Origin of the sequence: Agarivorans sp. Z349TD_8 (assembly GCF_050870825.2) — a bacterium.
Taxonomy (GTDB): domain Bacteria; phylum Pseudomonadota; class Gammaproteobacteria; order Enterobacterales; family Celerinatantimonadaceae; genus Agarivorans.
Genome location: NZ_CP194037.2, coordinates 2,964,982 through 2,981,263 on the forward strand (window position 1 = coordinate 2,964,982; position 16,282 = coordinate 2,981,263).

General features: G+C 44.8%; 13 protein-coding genes. 3 read left to right on the top strand and 10 right to left on the bottom strand.

Annotated features, from left to right (window positions below):
* Window positions 1-279: 279 nt before the first annotated feature.
* The 4 genes from ACRRS1_RS13320 to ACRRS1_RS13335 form a co-directional block, all read right to left on the bottom strand.
* Window positions 280-1,698 carry a lipopolysaccharide biosynthesis protein gene (locus tag ACRRS1_RS13320; RefSeq protein ID WP_432467635.1) on the bottom strand — a complete coding sequence of 473 codons (1,419 nt, stop codon included), beginning with the start codon at window positions 1,696-1,698 and terminating at the stop codon, window positions 280-282.
* Complete coding sequence (locus ACRRS1_RS13325) at window positions 1,685-2,650, bottom strand: glycosyltransferase family 2 protein (RefSeq protein ID WP_432452681.1); 966 nt, start codon at window positions 2,648-2,650, stop codon at window positions 1,685-1,687. Before ACRRS1_RS13325 ends, ACRRS1_RS13320 begins: the two co-directional genes overlap by 14 nt.
* The gene (locus ACRRS1_RS13330; RefSeq protein ID WP_432467634.1) at window positions 2,650-3,654 is read right to left on the bottom strand and encodes a glycosyltransferase family 2 protein; all 1,005 of its coding nucleotides are present in this window, start codon (window positions 3,652-3,654) and stop codon (window positions 2,650-2,652) included. The genes ACRRS1_RS13325 and ACRRS1_RS13330 overlap by 1 nt, the downstream gene beginning before the upstream one ends.
* Window positions 3,655-3,809: 155 nt before the next feature.
* A complete protein-coding gene (locus ACRRS1_RS13335) occupies window positions 3,810-5,231 on the bottom strand; it encodes an O-antigen ligase family protein (protein WP_432463410.1) in 1,422 nt (473 codons plus the stop codon).
* A 44-nt stretch (window positions 5,232-5,275) separates the two neighbouring features.
* On the opposite strand from ACRRS1_RS13335, the gene ACRRS1_RS13340 reads away from it, so the two are divergent.
* The gene (locus tag ACRRS1_RS13340; RefSeq protein WP_432463411.1) at window positions 5,276-6,238 is read left to right on the top strand and encodes a glycosyltransferase family 2 protein; all 963 of its coding nucleotides are present in this window, start codon (window positions 5,276-5,278) and stop codon (window positions 6,236-6,238) included.
* A 140-nt stretch (window positions 6,239-6,378) separates the two neighbouring features.
* Here the strand turns inward: ACRRS1_RS13340 and ACRRS1_RS13345 are convergent, their stop codons facing one another.
* Both ACRRS1_RS13345 and ACRRS1_RS13350 read right to left on the bottom strand, forming a co-directional pair.
* The gene (locus ACRRS1_RS13345; RefSeq protein ID WP_432467633.1) at window positions 6,379-6,951 is read right to left on the bottom strand and encodes a hypothetical protein; all 573 of its coding nucleotides are present in this window, start codon (window positions 6,949-6,951) and stop codon (window positions 6,379-6,381) included.
* A gap of 74 nt (window positions 6,952-7,025) precedes the next feature.
* Window positions 7,026-7,958: a Gfo/Idh/MocA family protein gene (locus ACRRS1_RS13350; RefSeq protein WP_432452676.1), complete on the bottom strand. Its 933-nt coding sequence runs from the start codon at window positions 7,956-7,958 to the stop codon at window positions 7,026-7,028.
* Window positions 7,959-8,464: 506 nt separating this feature from the next.
* On the opposite strand from ACRRS1_RS13350, the gene ACRRS1_RS13355 reads away from it, so the two are divergent.
* Complete coding sequence (locus ACRRS1_RS13355; protein WP_432467631.1) at window positions 8,465-10,162, top strand: carboxylesterase/lipase family protein; 1,698 nt, start codon at window positions 8,465-8,467, stop codon at window positions 10,160-10,162.
* A gap of 225 nt (window positions 10,163-10,387) precedes the next feature.
* On the opposite strand, the gene ACRRS1_RS13360 is transcribed toward ACRRS1_RS13355, so the two are convergent.
* Together ACRRS1_RS13360 and ACRRS1_RS13365 are read right to left on the bottom strand one after the other, a co-directional pair.
* Entirely contained in the window at window positions 10,388-11,029 is a 642-nt protein-coding gene (locus ACRRS1_RS13360; protein WP_432452674.1) for a glutathione S-transferase family protein, read from the bottom strand.
* A gap of 502 nt (window positions 11,030-11,531) precedes the next feature.
* The gene (locus tag ACRRS1_RS13365) at window positions 11,532-12,146 is read right to left on the bottom strand and encodes a LysE family translocator (protein ID WP_432452673.1); all 615 of its coding nucleotides are present in this window, start codon (window positions 12,144-12,146) and stop codon (window positions 11,532-11,534) included.
* A gap of 931 nt (window positions 12,147-13,077) precedes the next feature.
* Here ACRRS1_RS13365 and ACRRS1_RS13370 point away from each other — a divergent pair.
* Window positions 13,078-13,986, top strand: a complete 909-nt coding sequence (locus tag ACRRS1_RS13370; protein WP_432452671.1) for a THxN family PEP-CTERM protein — start codon at window positions 13,078-13,080, stop codon at window positions 13,984-13,986.
* Window positions 13,987-14,175: 189 nt separating this feature from the next.
* Here the strand turns inward: ACRRS1_RS13370 and ACRRS1_RS13375 are convergent, their stop codons facing one another.
* Entirely contained in the window at window positions 14,176-15,354 is a 1,179-nt protein-coding gene (locus tag ACRRS1_RS13375; RefSeq protein WP_432467630.1) for a hypothetical protein, read from the bottom strand.
* Window positions 15,354-16,130 (bottom strand): outer membrane lipoprotein-sorting protein, encoded by a 777-nt coding sequence (locus tag ACRRS1_RS13380; RefSeq protein WP_432463425.1) that lies wholly within the window; start codon window positions 16,128-16,130, stop codon window positions 15,354-15,356. Before ACRRS1_RS13380 ends, ACRRS1_RS13375 begins: the two co-directional genes overlap by 1 nt.
* Between the last annotated feature and the right edge of the window lie 152 nt (window positions 16,131-16,282).

Below are 16,282 nucleotides of genomic sequence, written 5' to 3' on the forward strand. Positions count from 1 at the left end.
TTCCCCATCGGCAATATTGCATTTTGCGTTTCTATAGATGGTTATTGCAGCTACCATGCCAAAAAAATAAAACCTTTAGATACAGATGTTTATATGATTATTCTAGTGATTTTTGCAAAATGAAAATCCTCCTTTAAAGACCCGCGGAATTAGGCGGATGGGAGCACAAACCAGCGAGATCTCGCTCATCCCAAGCTTGCAAACCATCAGCAAAACGCGCTCAGGCGATAAAAATGTAGAATTCAATAACGAACATCAGCCACAAGAGGTCAAGAGCTCCTAATCACAAACCAAAGTCCTTGCACGTAGGCTTATTAGACGGGTACTGGCCACAAATAACCAGAATAAGGCCAAATGAGGTAGCAGGTAAAACCATAGTGAGCCCGCGACAAATGGCAATAACACGAATACAACTAAAGGAGGTATAAAGCTAAACAATAAACAAGCTAAGGGATAAGCGAGCGGCTGTAAGCGTAAACTGACCCAAGTGAACAGGATGAATCGCGCGGCAAACACCAAATTGCTAGCAACCACTAGACCCCATACTCCCCAACGGGGGATCAAACAATAATACAGAACCAAGGCAAACACCGCGGCTAATGCATTAATGCGTGGTAACCAAACCGGACTATTCGGTAAATAACATCCGATATCGGTCACCGAGGTCGCAAGTTTAAAACCCAACGCCAGCAGCATTAACGGCAACCAAATCAGTCCCTGCAAATAATCGCTGGGTAAAACCCAGGGTAACAGCGGTGGAGCAAAAATCATGGCTAATAATAGCAAGCTGAAAATAATCAATAGCAAGCGCTGATGAATTTGTAATACTTGTTGCGGCCCATTTTGTTGCTTTAAAACCTTAAAACGACGGGGTAACCACCAACTTTCTACAATACCAAACCCGAGTGCGGTGGCCTCCACCACTTTAATCATAATCGCATAACGGGCTAAGGTCTCACTCCCTAGCCACTCGGCCAGTAATAAGCGATCTAGGCCATGCATCACAAACAGTGATAACGACGCACCAATTAAACACACTTGATAAGTTAGGGTTTGTTTCACCAAAAAAAAGTCTAATTTCAGTTTGAGCTGCGCTCGACAGCAGCCTAGCCCAATCGCTAAACCCAAAGCATTAGCGCAAGCACTGGCGATGAGCACCGAATCGATTCCCCAACCGTGTTTCAATCCCCAGAAGGTGATCAGCACTTGTGCAGCCGTTTGGCAAATAACTAAATAAAAGTAGCTCACGGCGCGCATTTCAATACGCAACCAAATCATCAGAGGCTGCAGTCCAATAGAAAAGGTAATGACTGCTGCAATCAAACACCACTGCGCCGTAACGAGTGTATCAAAAATAGCAAATGGTAGATGAGCCAGCAGGCTCACGGTTAAACAGGCTAATACCAAGCCATAACAGAGGCTGAGTAGTACTGACGACGACAACAAACGTTGACGACCAGCATCATCCTCGCAATCTGGGTAAAAACGAGGCAATGCACCAGCGCTAATTTCCAACAAGGAGCATAAGGAAAAAATCACCACTAAGCTCTCTAACAAACCATACTCAGCCAAGCTCAAATAATGGGTAGTCACTGGTAACATCATCAGACCAGCTCCCTTTTGTAACAACATCAATAAGCCATAGATGCCCATTTCTTGAGTGGACTGTTTCAGCGCAAGCAATTTATTCCACAGCATAGTTGGCCTTCCCCGCTCGAAGACGCAACAACCACAAAGCCCATTCTCGCTTATGCCATTTGATATAACTGGCAACAAAATAATCTTTAGCCATTGGCTCAAAGGCGTTCATCAAGCGGTATTTATCGATCAAATGGCGGGTGAAGCGCCAGTAACACAGCAAATCACTCCAACTCACGTCGGTGCGCAGCTGTAAAAAAGCATGCCGACAGAGCATTTGTAAACAGAGCGGCGCAGCCACCGTAGTTAAGTTGGCCAGTTCGATCCGCTGCATAAAATCAGCAATGGAGCACATTCGCGCGTGCAACCTTTGTTTATCGGCACCCGGCTTGCGGCAGATCCCTTGAGGGTTATGTCGATAGTGGTAATGAGGCTGCTCAACATGACACACCTTGGTGGCTAATATTTCCGCCATATAAGAAAATATTTCATCTTCAAACCACTCTCCTACCGGAAATTCAAGCGCGTGTTGTAATACAAACTGACGCTTAAATAGCTTATTGCACACTGAAGTATTTTCAATAATTTCACGATGCTGGTACTGCTCTACATGTTGCTCAGAAAACTTAGTAAAACCACAGCTCACCCAGTCTGCATCCTGAGCCAAAGCCTGCTGTAATAAATCTGCATACATTGCTTTGGCAACAAAGTCATCGCTATCGACAAAAGCCAAATAACGACCTTGGGCATGTTTGATCCCAATATTTCTTGCTTGTGCCAATCCAACATTGCTTTTTAAATTAAGCAAGGTGATCGCCAATGAACTTTGCGCACTAAACTTTCGAACCAACTGATAGGAATCGTCAGGTGAGGCGTCAATCACCACTATCACTTCTATAGATTGGAGGATTTGTTCACTTAAACTATTTAAACATTGCCACAAATAAGCTTCGGTATTAAACACCGGAACAATCACCGATACCATCGGCGCAGAGCTGGTAAGTACTGGCATTATTTCACTCCCTGAGGCATAAATTGCGCAAGTTGTAAGCTATCGACAAAGTGCTGTTTTGCTTCGCGACTTTTCACCCAGTAACTCAGCAAAGCAATCCTCAAAGCAGAGCCTCGAAATTTTAAATAACGATTCACTTTGTAATCTTGCGGTATCGAAATACACAAACTCAGCAGCTTGTACTTCTCTACCAAATGGTCAATAAAACTGAAAAATCCCACCAGGTCGATCGCCGATATCTTATAGTACAAGGCACTGAGGGCATGGTTGGCTAAGCAACGCAGCAAATCCTCTGCGTGGCCGGCTATCGCCCCACGCCGCTCCATGTCGGCTAGAAATCTAGCCAACATCAACTGCTTATCATAAAGGTTAAAACGGCCATGGTTATCACCTCGGCACAAGCCTTGAGGACTCATCCGATAGTTATAGAGTGCTTGCTTCACCTGAGCGATATGCTCAGTGGCAAAGCGCGCGGTATATGCGAAGGGCTCATCTTCAAAAATTACATTGCTATAAAAGTTAATCTGTTTTGAAACAAGGTAAGCTCGTCGAAATAACTTATTAGTGACATAGGTATCGTCATAATATTCTTGGGTCGGTAATAGCTGGTAAAAGGTGTGGTTATCATTCACCTCAAAGCTGCGCATCTGGCAACTGACCACATCAGCCTGACTTTGCAAAGCCTTACAGAACATCAGTTCAAACATATTGGCCTCAACATAGTCGTCGCTATCGACAAAACCAATGAATTCACCTTGGGCTGATTGCATGGCAATATTTCGCGCCATCGATACCCCCACATTTTGCTCTAATACAATCTTTCGAAAGCGTTCTGGATACGCTAAGCAAAATTCACCAGCAATCGCGGCACAGTTATCTGGCGAGCCATCGATAACCACTATTACCTCAATGTGCGCCAAGCTTTGGTTGGCTAACGAGCTAAGACAGGTCGCCAAGTATTGTTCTGATTTATAGACAGGGACAATAATCGATACGTTATACATAAGCCTATCCTCTTTACCGCAGCGCCACCTTGCCCAGTCACTGCAGAAATAATCAACGGGTCATAACAAGGAATAGAGCAAAAGCCGGACCAATAACGTATTAGGCATTTAATTCAGTGAGTTAGGTTAGATAAATGTAGTCATAGGATTTGTCTCTAGCTGGATTTTGCATTCTGCAAAGCTTGTCTAAGTAATTGCGCCATGGCCACCACCAAGCCAGTGAAAATATACACAGGCCAGGTAAACCCTTGGGTTAAGAAAGTACCCGATACAATAGTGCCCAACAATCCGGCCAATACTCCTTCAGCACAAGCCTGCAAACCCAAGTTTCGCGGCTCAATACAGGCACTCAATTGCTGCAGATTACGCTGCGCCAAACGGCAGATCTTAAGGATGAGCGTACAAAAAACCGCAAATCCCAAGAAGCCCGTTTCGGCCAATACGCCAAACCAAGTGCTATGAACCGCATGATTTTTACCGTCCCAGTGATTTGAAAAGAAGTAATAATTAGCATAAAAATTATCAATCCCCACACCAGTGATCGGATTATACAGCGCCATCTTAAAGGCTGCTTGCCAGGCATAGATCCGCCCCATTGACGATTCATCAATCCCCGACTCCGCCGCGCCACCAGAACTTCGCTCAGACACCCCCGCCAATACAAATAAAATTGCCATCGCACATCCCCCCAAACACAGCAGCAACAGCTTATTCTTCACTCTACGCCAAGCAAATACAGCACTAATGGTTGCGATCCCCAGCAAGCCGCCACGACTCTGGGTGGCCAAGATTGCCATGATGAGCGCCAGCATGCTGGCAATAGCCAATAGCCGTAGCAGCCAATTTCCACGTTTTAAACTGAAAGCCATGGCAAAACCTAAAGGAAACAACAGCGTTAAGGCTAAATCATTGGGATCTCCCAGCACCGAGCCCATTGAGCGACCAATGGTAACGCGAGTCCCCTCCACCATTTCGATACCCGCGGCGGCATTTTGCAAAGCAACTATCGAGATCAACAAACCACAGCAGAAGAAGGCAATAGCCGCTTTGACGATGTCTTCAGGTCGACGTAACAACCAAGCAATCGCCACCGTCATCAAACCGATTTTACTAAAGACCCCATTAAAATAGGCCATCGCAACGGGTCGGCTACTGGCAAAAATAACCCCAATGGCACACAACAGTATAAAGGCTAATAACCAGCTCAATTCGCGACTCCAATAGATTTGCAATTTGCGAGACAAAGCTAAATGCCAAGCTAAACTGGCCAAAGAAGCAAGCGCTAAAAGCTGCGGAATGCGTAATGCGTAGAGCGCAGGAAAAGCCTCATGTAAGCGGAAAAAAGAGAAACAAACGAAGCCCAACACGACCCAAAATGGCTGGCGAATGACCACTACCACCGCCACAGGAATCAAAGATAATATTATGGGGATCAGTGGGTTAGAAAATTTTATCCATACCAAGCCCAGTAATAGGCAAACCATGCAACCAAGCAATAACTGGCTCACATGACGAGGACACGGGGTACGGCTTGGAGACTCTGAAAACATCACACTTCTCTCTATGGCATAAGTCATGCTTATACCAAGCTATAAGCAAACTCAGTACCAAGGACAACAACATGCCTTCAGCTAAGCACTTTGTTCAAGCCAATTTCGCGCAGCCTATATGTTCGGTGATCATTCCCAGCTACAACTGCTTAACCTATTTAAAACAGGCGCTCATCAGTGTTCAACTGCAAGCCATTGCAGATCTCGAGATCATCGTAGTGGATGACAACTCTAACGACGGCACCTGGCAGTGGTTGCAAAGCCAGCAAGCGACGCTCAGCAACTTAGTCTGTATTAAACAGCAGGGCAATGGCCCCGCTCATGCCAGAAACGTGGCCATTGATGCGGCGAAAGCACCACTAATTGCCTTTCTTGACGCGGATGATTGGTGGTTAGAAGGCAAGTTGCAACGTCAAATTGCTTTTCATCAGGCGCATCCAGAGTTAAGTTTTAGCTTTACCGATTATCGCCACATAGGGCCCAAAGGAGAAGACCGTGGCACCTGTTTCGAATTTTGGCCAAATTACCAAGATCAACGACAACAAACGCTAGGCTATCGCATTAAGAACGATGCCGCCGCAAGCCTATTTGCTGAGAATGTGGTGGGAACCTCCACGGTGATGGCCTCACGCTCAGCCTTACGCCGCTGTTTCGCTTTTGATGAACATTTACCTTCAGCCGAAGATTGGGATCTATGGTTAAAATTAGCCTTACATGGTCCAGTCGCGGTCAGTAATCACTGCGATTGCCATTACCTAATGCGCGATGGTTCAGAAAGTAGTAAAAGTGAGCAGCGCTTAAAAGCAATGAACATCATTTACCAACGTTATGCGGCCAACTTTGCAAGCAATACCCTTTCTGTTTTAAGTCAAGCCAAAGCGCGGATTGCCACCGCTGAAGCCGAACTTTATAACGATGAACAACAACGACTACTGGCCATCGGCGCTCGACTCAAGGCGCTCTATTATTCACCCAGCAAACGCCATTTGTTTGAAACGCTAGCCGATACCCGTAACTTGCTACTGATACGCTAACAAAATCGCAAACCTAATGGCAGCGTTACGCTCATCGTAAGCATCTAAATCTGCCCAAGAGGACAGTCAACAAAGCTGAACAGACAGAACCTCGCGGCACGCATTCGAAATAATGAGTCAAGCGATAAGCAGCCAAATTCTCACTGGTGATTTGCTCTGGCATCATTGGGAGCGGTTAAGCGACTCGGCCCCCAATGAGAAGAGCTGCTTGCCTGCAACTTCCAGCGGCGTTTAACCAGCTGCTTACGCATAAAAAATTGTAAGTAACCGTGACCAAACACTGCCACCTTTTGATGCTCTTCGGCTAAACATATGACCAACTCAGCGGCCAAACAAGCGCGCTGTTTCGCTTCGCTATAAGATTCGAAAGGCCCCTTCAACCCTATCGTCCATAACAAGCGGTTTAGATAAAGCCAATAATTTGCTTTGATTGTAAACGGCAGTTTATAGCGAGGAATTTCCATTTCCCTTAAGAGTTTATAGGTTTTGGGAGGTTGGTCTGTACAACGAATCGCCGATTCCACGGCTCGTTTAAGATCACTACCAACCACATAATGCGACTCAAGCTGTGACTTTAGCTGTTGTGGCGGCAGACTATCAACCAGCAATCCTGAGTGATGGTATTTTCTCACCCAAGCCACAAAGCCAGCCGCAGAGAGTTTCGGGTAAACTGCAGCGCTGGGTTTTCCATGACGAACCAATACTATTTCCAAGATTTAGCCTAATAAAGTTAACAGCAAGACCAATGACCAGAGCAAGGCCTTCCTTCAATGATGTTTAATTCGAATCAGTCACAGTTTTTAAGACTCAACTTTTCACACAAGCGATCCGCGAGACGGTGAGTCGCAATATTTCTTTCGATAATGGCAGAAGAAAGTTGCCCCTTGGCAACCACAGTCAACCAATCGTCGACCATCGCAGCAAAACCTTTACTCTCAAGCATTGGCACCCAGTCCTTTTGCATCAGTTTAGTCTCGATATTGTTTTGCCAATACTTGCCTTCGGTAAAGGAATTAAATTCGAATGCGCGATCTTCATAACAAGCGGTCAGCCGTTCCGAAGTTTGACCAAATTGGCGATTCATCGAAGCATGGAATAAACACGCCCCAGTTTGCCATTGCACATCAATCCGAGCTAACTGCTCGCCCTGCATTTGCCAAGTCAGATAGACATCATCCAGATCAGCCTTGGCGGCAAGGTTGACACTATCAAGCGGGTGAATGAAATCATCAAAAATGAAGCTGCGGATCTCGCCCGGTAGGTGATGACGATTTTTTTCCCAACGCAAGGCCTGCAAACTGCCAATATTAGCTTGAGCGAGTTCCGGAATATATTGGTTAAACAAAGGAACATGACGCCGATTAAACCCCAAATAAAGTGGCAGTCTCTTTTGGGCTGCTAGCTCATAGAGCTGTTCCACTTCGATGGCACTGTCACTCAATGGCTTATCAACGAAGGTTGGAATGCCCTGTTTTAAAAAAAAAGTCGCGATTTGAGCATGTGCCGGAGTCGCGGCATGGATCATTACCGCATCGACCTGAAAACGAGGCAACTCTCGATAATCCTGACAATACTCCGCCACCCGAAAGGTTTTTGACAACTGTTTGAGCGTGTCTGTATTACGGGTGCAGAATACTAAATCAAGCTTGGCTAATTGAGTTATAAACGGTAGGTAGGCTTTCTGGGCGATATCACCCAAACCAATCATCGCAACTTTCATGTTTATCCCTTTTAATCATTAACGCCAGAATTGACTAAGCGCGTCTTATTAAAAAGGAATTATGGTAACCGATAATTACAATCAAAGACACTCGCTATTTACCTGAATTTAAACAAAAAATAATCTGTTAGATGATTTTGAATAACATCCCTTGGCCGCCGTCAAGCCCCCACATGGCATCCAAAAAGAAAATAAATTGATGCGCCACAAATAGGTCCATACCGGTCACTAACGCGGCAAAGGCAAAGCTACAAAGAAGCAAAGAAGCAAAGAAGCAAAGAAGCAAAGAAGCAAAGAAGCAAAACATAGCCTTAAATAAACGGAGATGATACTCACGATTTATGGTAACACTTTGTAAGTTATCGTAACAATCACAGCCCCCTCACACTTCAACAAAGCCGCACCCTTTAACTAATTACTCGCACCATATTGTAAACACTTACCTCTTTTCGCCAGATATAGTCGAGCAAAACTAAAAACATAAACTCGACTGAATAGGACAAGTTATGAAACTCTGTGCACGCAAAATAATACACTTATGTGCCGCCTTACTCATCGCCATATTAATGGCAGGATGTAATGATGATCACTCGCAAACATTTCCTTACCAAGGTGTCGCACTACAAGAAACCCAATATGGTTTTGTGGAAGGTTTCGAAAGCCAAGAAAATAACACCATTGGCTGGCTAGGGCTCCCTTACGCTCAGCCCCCCATCGGTGAATTGCGCTGGAAAGCTCCGCAAAGCCCTGAAGCATGGCATGGCACTTTGCAGGCAAAAGCATTTAAAGATGGGTCAATACAAGGAGATAACTCCGAGAATGCGACAGGCAGTGAAGATAGCCTGTACCTGAATATTTGGCGTCCCAACACGGCAGACAAAGACTTACCAGTGTTGCTGTTTGTCCATGGCGGCGGCAATCGAAGCGGATCACCAAAAGAGTTTATTGGTGACAAGTTAGCTGAAGCGACAAACAGTATCGTGATATCAATCGATTATCGCTTAGGGGCCATAGGCTGGTTTAGACATCCGGCGTTAAAAAGTGGCGATCTGGCGAGTGATTCTGGCAACTTTGGTCTGCTTGATATTATTCAATCGCTGAAATGGGTGAATCAAAACATCAGTAGCTTCGGGGGCGATCCCGGTAACGTGACCCTAGCCGGTCAATCTGCTGGTGCGAGAGATACACTGGCACTGATGATCTCGCCCCTTGCCAGTGGATTATTCCATAAAATATTGGCACTCAGTGGCGGCATGACCACTTCCGAGACAAGTGCTGGTGACGCTATCGCACAACAAGCCGTGATCCAGCTAGTCATCAATAATGGCGAGGCAGATAACCAAGCAGATGCCATGATCTGGATAACTCAACACGAAGATTTTGCCGCTTACTTAAGAGCGCAAGAAGCAGATAAATTTCTCGCTTTATATGGCCCAGCACCGATCAAAATGGCACCTTTCCCACACTTGTTTAAAGATGGCTATGTACTCCCTGCTGAGGGTTTTGAAGTACTTAAAACCGGTCACTACAACAAAGTTCCGGTGATGCTGGGCAGCGCGCAACAAGAATTTGCTATTTTTGCGCTAACCGATCCTGAATTTGCCCCATTACTTAGAGGATCGCAAGATCCCGATTTACTGGACTCTTATGGCACCGCAATGCATTACGGCAGCAACATCTACGCGGCATTCAATGTGGAAAATGTGGCCGACCAACTGGTAGGGAATCCAGACCAGCCTCCGGTATTTGGTTACCGTTTTGCTTGGGGCACAAGGTCTGGCGTGGTGAAATCACCAGCAGACACGCTTGGTTTATCCGCGACTCACGGCGCTGACATGGACTTTATAACGGGTCAATGGAGTAGTGGTATGAATCAGTGGTTCAATGGCGCGTTCTATTTCGACGAAAACCAACCAGGACGTGATGCTCTAAGCGCTGCAATGATGGCATATATAGGCAACTTCCTGCATACCGACTCGCCGAATGGTGAAGACCTCACAGAGTGGCAAGCTTATAGCGTGCAGCATCAAATCATGCGTTTAGATGCAGATCTTGGCACTTCGATCATCGCAATGTCTGATGCTGTCTACAACAAAAATCAAGTTGATGCAGAAATGCAAACGGACTTAGCTTCCGATGAGTATCATTATTATATCGATAAGATTATTTCCGGATGTTTCTTCTGGGATCTTTGGATGGAGTAAACTTAAGCCGTATCCGCTATCGCAGTCAGCGAAAATTCAGCTGACTGTTGCGGGGCCAAAACTGACAGCATACACATCCGCCATTCACTTCGCCTATAGATAGTTTGCTGCGATCAGACTCATCTTCTTAAAATCATGTCCCTACTCAGGGCTCGCACCTAGTTGTGGCACTCACTTAATCACGATTTAACAGTTTAACCAGCGCCAGCTTAAATAAACTGAATGTTAATACGCTTCACGCGCTTTCAGCTCGCTAAAATCACTCATGATCCATTTTTTATAACCACGCCGACATCTTAAGCGTTGATACCATTGTGTCACTTTGGGCGGGAGCGTTATCTCTAATCCTTGGGATGTTAAGCGATAAAGAATAGAGCCAACACAAATGTCGCCAAGTGAAAGCGATGAACCAGCTAAATACGGACTCTCATTGAGCCTTTGCTCAAGAATATTTAAACATGCCTCGCATTTTTGTAATTGATGATTAACCTCCACCATATTCCGTTGGTTTACTGGCATTCGATAATACCCCCAAAATGTTCCCATAAACGCGGGCTGGAAAAGTACCTGTGACCAGTCCATCCAGCGCTCGTATAAAGAACACTGATAAGGATCTTGAGAATGCCATTGAGGATAACCGTAACTCGCGGCCAAATACCGCAAAATACTGTGTGATTCCCAAATCACTTTATCACCATCAATCAGGACAGGAACTTTCTTCATCGGATTTAGTTTTGAAAATTCAGCGGCATCTAATCCACCAAATCGCCCCCCTAATTCAATATGCTGATAAGAATTGCCTAGCTCTTCAAGAAACCACAAAACTTTTTGAACATTAAATGATGTCGTTCTTCCGTAAATTTTCACCTAACCATCCATTAAAAAGAAGACCATAAGTAGATCTCTATCATCCAAAATCAGAGTCGATATAACGACGACATCCCCAATTCAAAGGAAACTAATCAAGATCCACTGACCCCTCTTAACTCACCATTTAAACTGCGCAGCGGTAGAGCTTGGCATGTTCTAGCAGAGACTCACCCGCTAAGCCAATAGCAACATCTTCGGCTTACAGCATTTCCTCAGGATTACCGTAAACGTAAACCAGACATACTTCGCGAGTGTCTTTACAAACAGCTTGAATTTCTAGTCTACGATAACCATCTGGCTGATGAACCCGCTCAAATCACTCCATTTCCGCCAAGGCTTAGTGGCTCGCTGTTTGCTGTCGCGCCACAAGTACATAGATGTTGACCAAGGGAGGCTCAGAGCGACTTCGACACTCACTAGATTGTAACCACAATGAATCGTCAGAGCATCGACCAGCTGCAAGTCTGAAGGTTTAATACCTTCACCCGAGAATAAGGACTTAACGGCTACTTAAGGCGAGAGCCCCTGATGCGCCGACTAAAATACCACCACTAATTCGATTCACTACATTTAATCTTGCTTTTCCTGCACGCAAAACCTTATTTGCAGAGAAGGCATATAACATCACCATCGTAAAATCTAATAATGCCATAGTAGGACACATAATAGCCATTTGCGAAAACACTGGCTGAGTAGTATCAATAAATTGAGGAAAAAAGGCAGTAAAAAACACGATCGCTTTGGGATTGCCAGCTGCCACCATAAAACCCGACACGTAGAGTTTAGAATTTGAAACGTTTTCTAAATGATCATCCCTTTTGAACTTACTTTCTGAAGCAAACAACATCTTCACCCCCATATAAAACAGGGTTGCCGCGCCCAACCACTTAATCACATCAAAGGCCGCTTCAGAATTAGCAATAATTACTCCCAAACCAATCGAAACCAAAATCATTTGAATGAAATTAGCGCTAATATCCCCAAGGGCGGTAAATATGGTTCTTCTCACACCGTAATTAATGGAATGAACGATACCAAGAAAAACACTTGGGCCCGGTGTCGCTGTCAGCACCAACGATGCAGCAACATATGCGAACCAAACATCAACACTCATAAAACATCCCGACTTCATTTTGCTTACATCTCTGAGATGGTAACTCATTTAATGAAGTGAAGCACGAGCACTATACGAGAGTGCTTAAGTTCACGACGACTGTGTCAATGGTGTTCGGCCTCGATTGCAGTGAACAGACAAGGCTAAAGCGATTCGATCAAAAACCAATCTCGACTAGACTCGCACGCATTGCTTCACCGGAACACTGCAATGCAGCCAGTTCATCGTCCACAACAAGAAGCTCAATGCCTTTTTCCACACCTCTAGTCCCAATGCAAACCGATAAACTTAAGGCCACATGACTCAAGCCATATTACCGTTTAAATGAACCGATATTGGTCATACGGTTTTACTATTGTCTAATATAGCTTCCACTAAGGAGTAATCACCACGCCAATGACTAAGTTGGTGTATTCTTTACCTTCAATAATTTTATAAACGGCTTGTTTTACCTCTAGAGCCAACCGCTTTATATGCTCAGATCATAGTCAAGCCCAAACACCTCTTGATTGAGCAAGGCTAAACCCAATATTCACCTTAGACCAAGCCGACACTTTAGAGTCACCATCCAGGCTCCGCCTGATTCATCATCTGTACAATCTCAAGTAGGTTTTTATCTGCGAGTGAGGTTTTAATCTGCGAGTGATAAACCCCTTGCAGCAACAGTAAAGTTTTATCTTCTTTCATTGAATAATGAAGAGGCAGGTCTGAGCCCAAGAAATAGATCCAACTTGAATTTTTAACCGATGCTTGGCCAACAACCATGATCAAAAGACTTTGATTTTAAGTGTCAGTAAATTTTACACCACGCTCACTAAAATGTAATACTATATACATAAAGCATTGTTTTTAAAGTATTTAAAATATTGGCCTCATATTTGCATTTACTGGAATCATATAAAACTCCTAAATGAACCAATAGATGAGCAACATGAATAAATTTAAATTAACTTGTATCGCATTAGGCTTAGGTTTTTCAAGCATTTCAGCAAACGCAGTTCTAATTACAGATTGGGATTACCTAAACGATGCTGGCTTCGGCACTGATTATACTTCAGAAGCTGGCGACGCAACAGGTGTGACTGCAACGGGTGCTACTTTAGACCAATTTGACCCACTTTTTAGTGGTGAACTCCCTAAAACATTGTCTTGGGGTCAACCTTATAAAGCGGTGAACCCAAACGAATTGCAAAGCTCTTTAGCAATTGATGATTCTAAAACTGGTTCAGTAACCACCAGTGTTGTAGATGGTGTTGGTGCCTTAGCGTTCTCTGAAGGTACAGGTTTAACCCATGAAAACTGGGGGGTAACGGGTGATACTTTAGTATCGGCAACTTTATTCGACGGTTTGTTTTTAGCCCCAACCGCGCCAGTGTCATTGCCTCCTACAGCTGCACCAGCTCTCCAATTTCAAATTCAATTTGAAGAAACCTACAACCACCCTACTGGCGGCACATGTGAATATGGCGGTACTCTAGACGGTGAAGTTGGTATCAACCAATCTGGTTGTGCCGATTTATTCACCATTATATTAGATGATGATGTTTCTTTCACTCAAGATGGTGATGCTATTTTCTTAAGTAATAGCTTCGTTATCCCAGCAGACGGCTTAGACGACTACGAATATACCTTAACAACTCGTTTGTTAGGTCTAACATTCGTTGAAAATGTAGATTGTCCAGAAGGTAAAACCTGTATCGGTTTCTTAACTGAAGAAGATAATACCAATACCCTTGAAGCTGCATTTGCTATCTCAGCTAGAGAAGTGACAGAGCCAGGTACTTTAGCTATCTTTGGTTTAGGTTTATTAGGTTTGGCTGGCTTACGCCGCCGTGCTTAAGACCGAATAAAAATGATGCGAAGAATTTAGCATCATTGCTTAAGATGAAAAGCGCAGCCCCCTGTACTGCGCTTTTTTTTCAAATTTTATATGTAGAAGCTTTATTCGAAGCCAGTGGGCTGCTTTCGACAGCAGCTGTTTGGCTCTGATGTTTATCAAGTAAGCCAAGACGAGAAAAGTTCGACGCAACTAAAAGTAATACTCGAGTCCCAGTGATAAGTAACTGTCTTTGCTCATGTAGAAAATCGGCTCAGTGGGTGACATGGCCGATAACCAGAACCCTTCTGCCACCCAACGAAAATGATGACTCACCCGACCTGACGCGGTTAATTGATATAGCTGCGAGTTTTTTTTAAGATCAAACAGGCCCGACAACAATAACTCCGTGTCACTCACATCGTTTGCCTGCCATCGAAGCCCTACAAACAAATCGTTATTATAAAGCGTTGGAGGTGCCAAAGAATCCCGATTATCCCAAGTATACTCGGCAATCAATCCTAATTGTCCCGGGCTAAATTCAAAGCCATATAGGGAATACTCCCCCCCAGTGACCAGCGTCAGATAATTTTTTCCTTCCCCATGTTTGGCAACACTTTCCCATTTCCACAGCAGATCATCTTTGGTCCACTGCAGGTCTAATCCGAGCTGAGTAATACTGGCGTAAGACTGCAGTAGCTGAGCACCGTCATCGAGCAACATAGGCTCTCGGCTATTCCCATTGAATAAGCTAATCCCAAGATCTAGCTCATCTCGCCAAAATGCCACTCTGGCCGCCAAATCAAGATTACGCTTACCGTCAGAATAAACAATCTCTTCACCCACTGGCTTCCCCGGAGACAAACGTTGCTGCGGTTCGCGAAATGGTCTCGCTTGATGAAACGGCAACAACAATAGCTGCGCTTCCCCCCACCGAGGCCAATACTGAAAGTGCAGCATCGGCTGACCAATCTTCTCGTCGTTACCTAACGCTATCCGCCCGTCATACTGATTTACGATATTGATTGGCTGATAGACTTCGGTAACCCCCCAGTAAACGGTATCAATACCGACCGTCACCGAATAACGCTGCGCATTATAAGCAATGTTCGCCTCACGCCAGTTCCCAAAAATCATATCAGCTTGTGGCTCATACCGTGAATAAGGTGCCAGCAGAACATTCCAGCCATCGTCATTCCACCACTTCAACTTAGGCGCTAAGGTAATTTGCGGATTAAAGCGATGGCAACACTGTTCTGCTGATAGCGGCGCTTCTGCGTATACTTCGCCTGCCAGACCCGCATAGCCTTCCAGCATCATCTCTGCCGAGACATCCCCGACATAAAAGGCCATCAATACACAAGCCAGACACCTCATGCTTTTAACCATCATCAATTATGCCTGTAAGCCCGCTGCAACTGTCTGGGGTCGAACTGACTTTCAGGGAGCGTTAATCCCAAGCGATAGTCCTGCCAGGTAAGCTCGGTGGTGCGTTTCGAAATTAAGTTCTCCATAAAGGCAATATGTGGACGCCAGTAGCGATCTTCATATTGCTTATACTCTCTCAGAGAAAGCTTCTTAAGTGGTGTTCCTTTGCGATCGAAATATTCAATCTTGCGTGGCTGGTAAATGGACTGATCGATCCAGGCAATCAATTTAGAGTAACCGGAATTCACATATTGTGGATAACAGGCCAGCAACCAGTAACGATGCTCACCTTGCACTGTTTCACCCACCAGTTGATAGCGATATTTATCCAACTCCCACGAACTCATATCTTCATAAGCAAATTCACTTCCCATAAATGGGCCGGAGCGATTATTCGACGAAATCCGCTTCACTCGCTTAATGGACGGCAGATACAGCCACTGATCATCCGCTTCAATCGCATGGCTAAAAGTCAGTAAACTGGTCCCGGCTATATCGCGAGGCGCTTTAAAATAGGTAATGATTTTATCACCCTCATCAGCCTGCTCTTTACCTTGCACCGTCAGTTGGCGCTGCACCGCGTCACCATTGGCGGCTGTAATCGTCATTTCAACCGTCGCAGTGTAAGACTGATAACCACTATCTCGATTCACCATCTCGGTTGCGATATCCAAACCAGTGGGTTCTTGGCCAAACGCCAGGCTCGATATCATTAATAGCAGCAGTATGCTTTTTATCATGTTTCCTCCTTGATGCCATATCCCCATATTCAACGTTGAAATATGAACAGGCAGTAAACATACATAAGTTGTTGAAAAACTTAACCTGTACGATCAGACAGGTTTATTCAGACAAGCGGACAGGATAAAAATATAAGCAAAGCAGCTAGCAT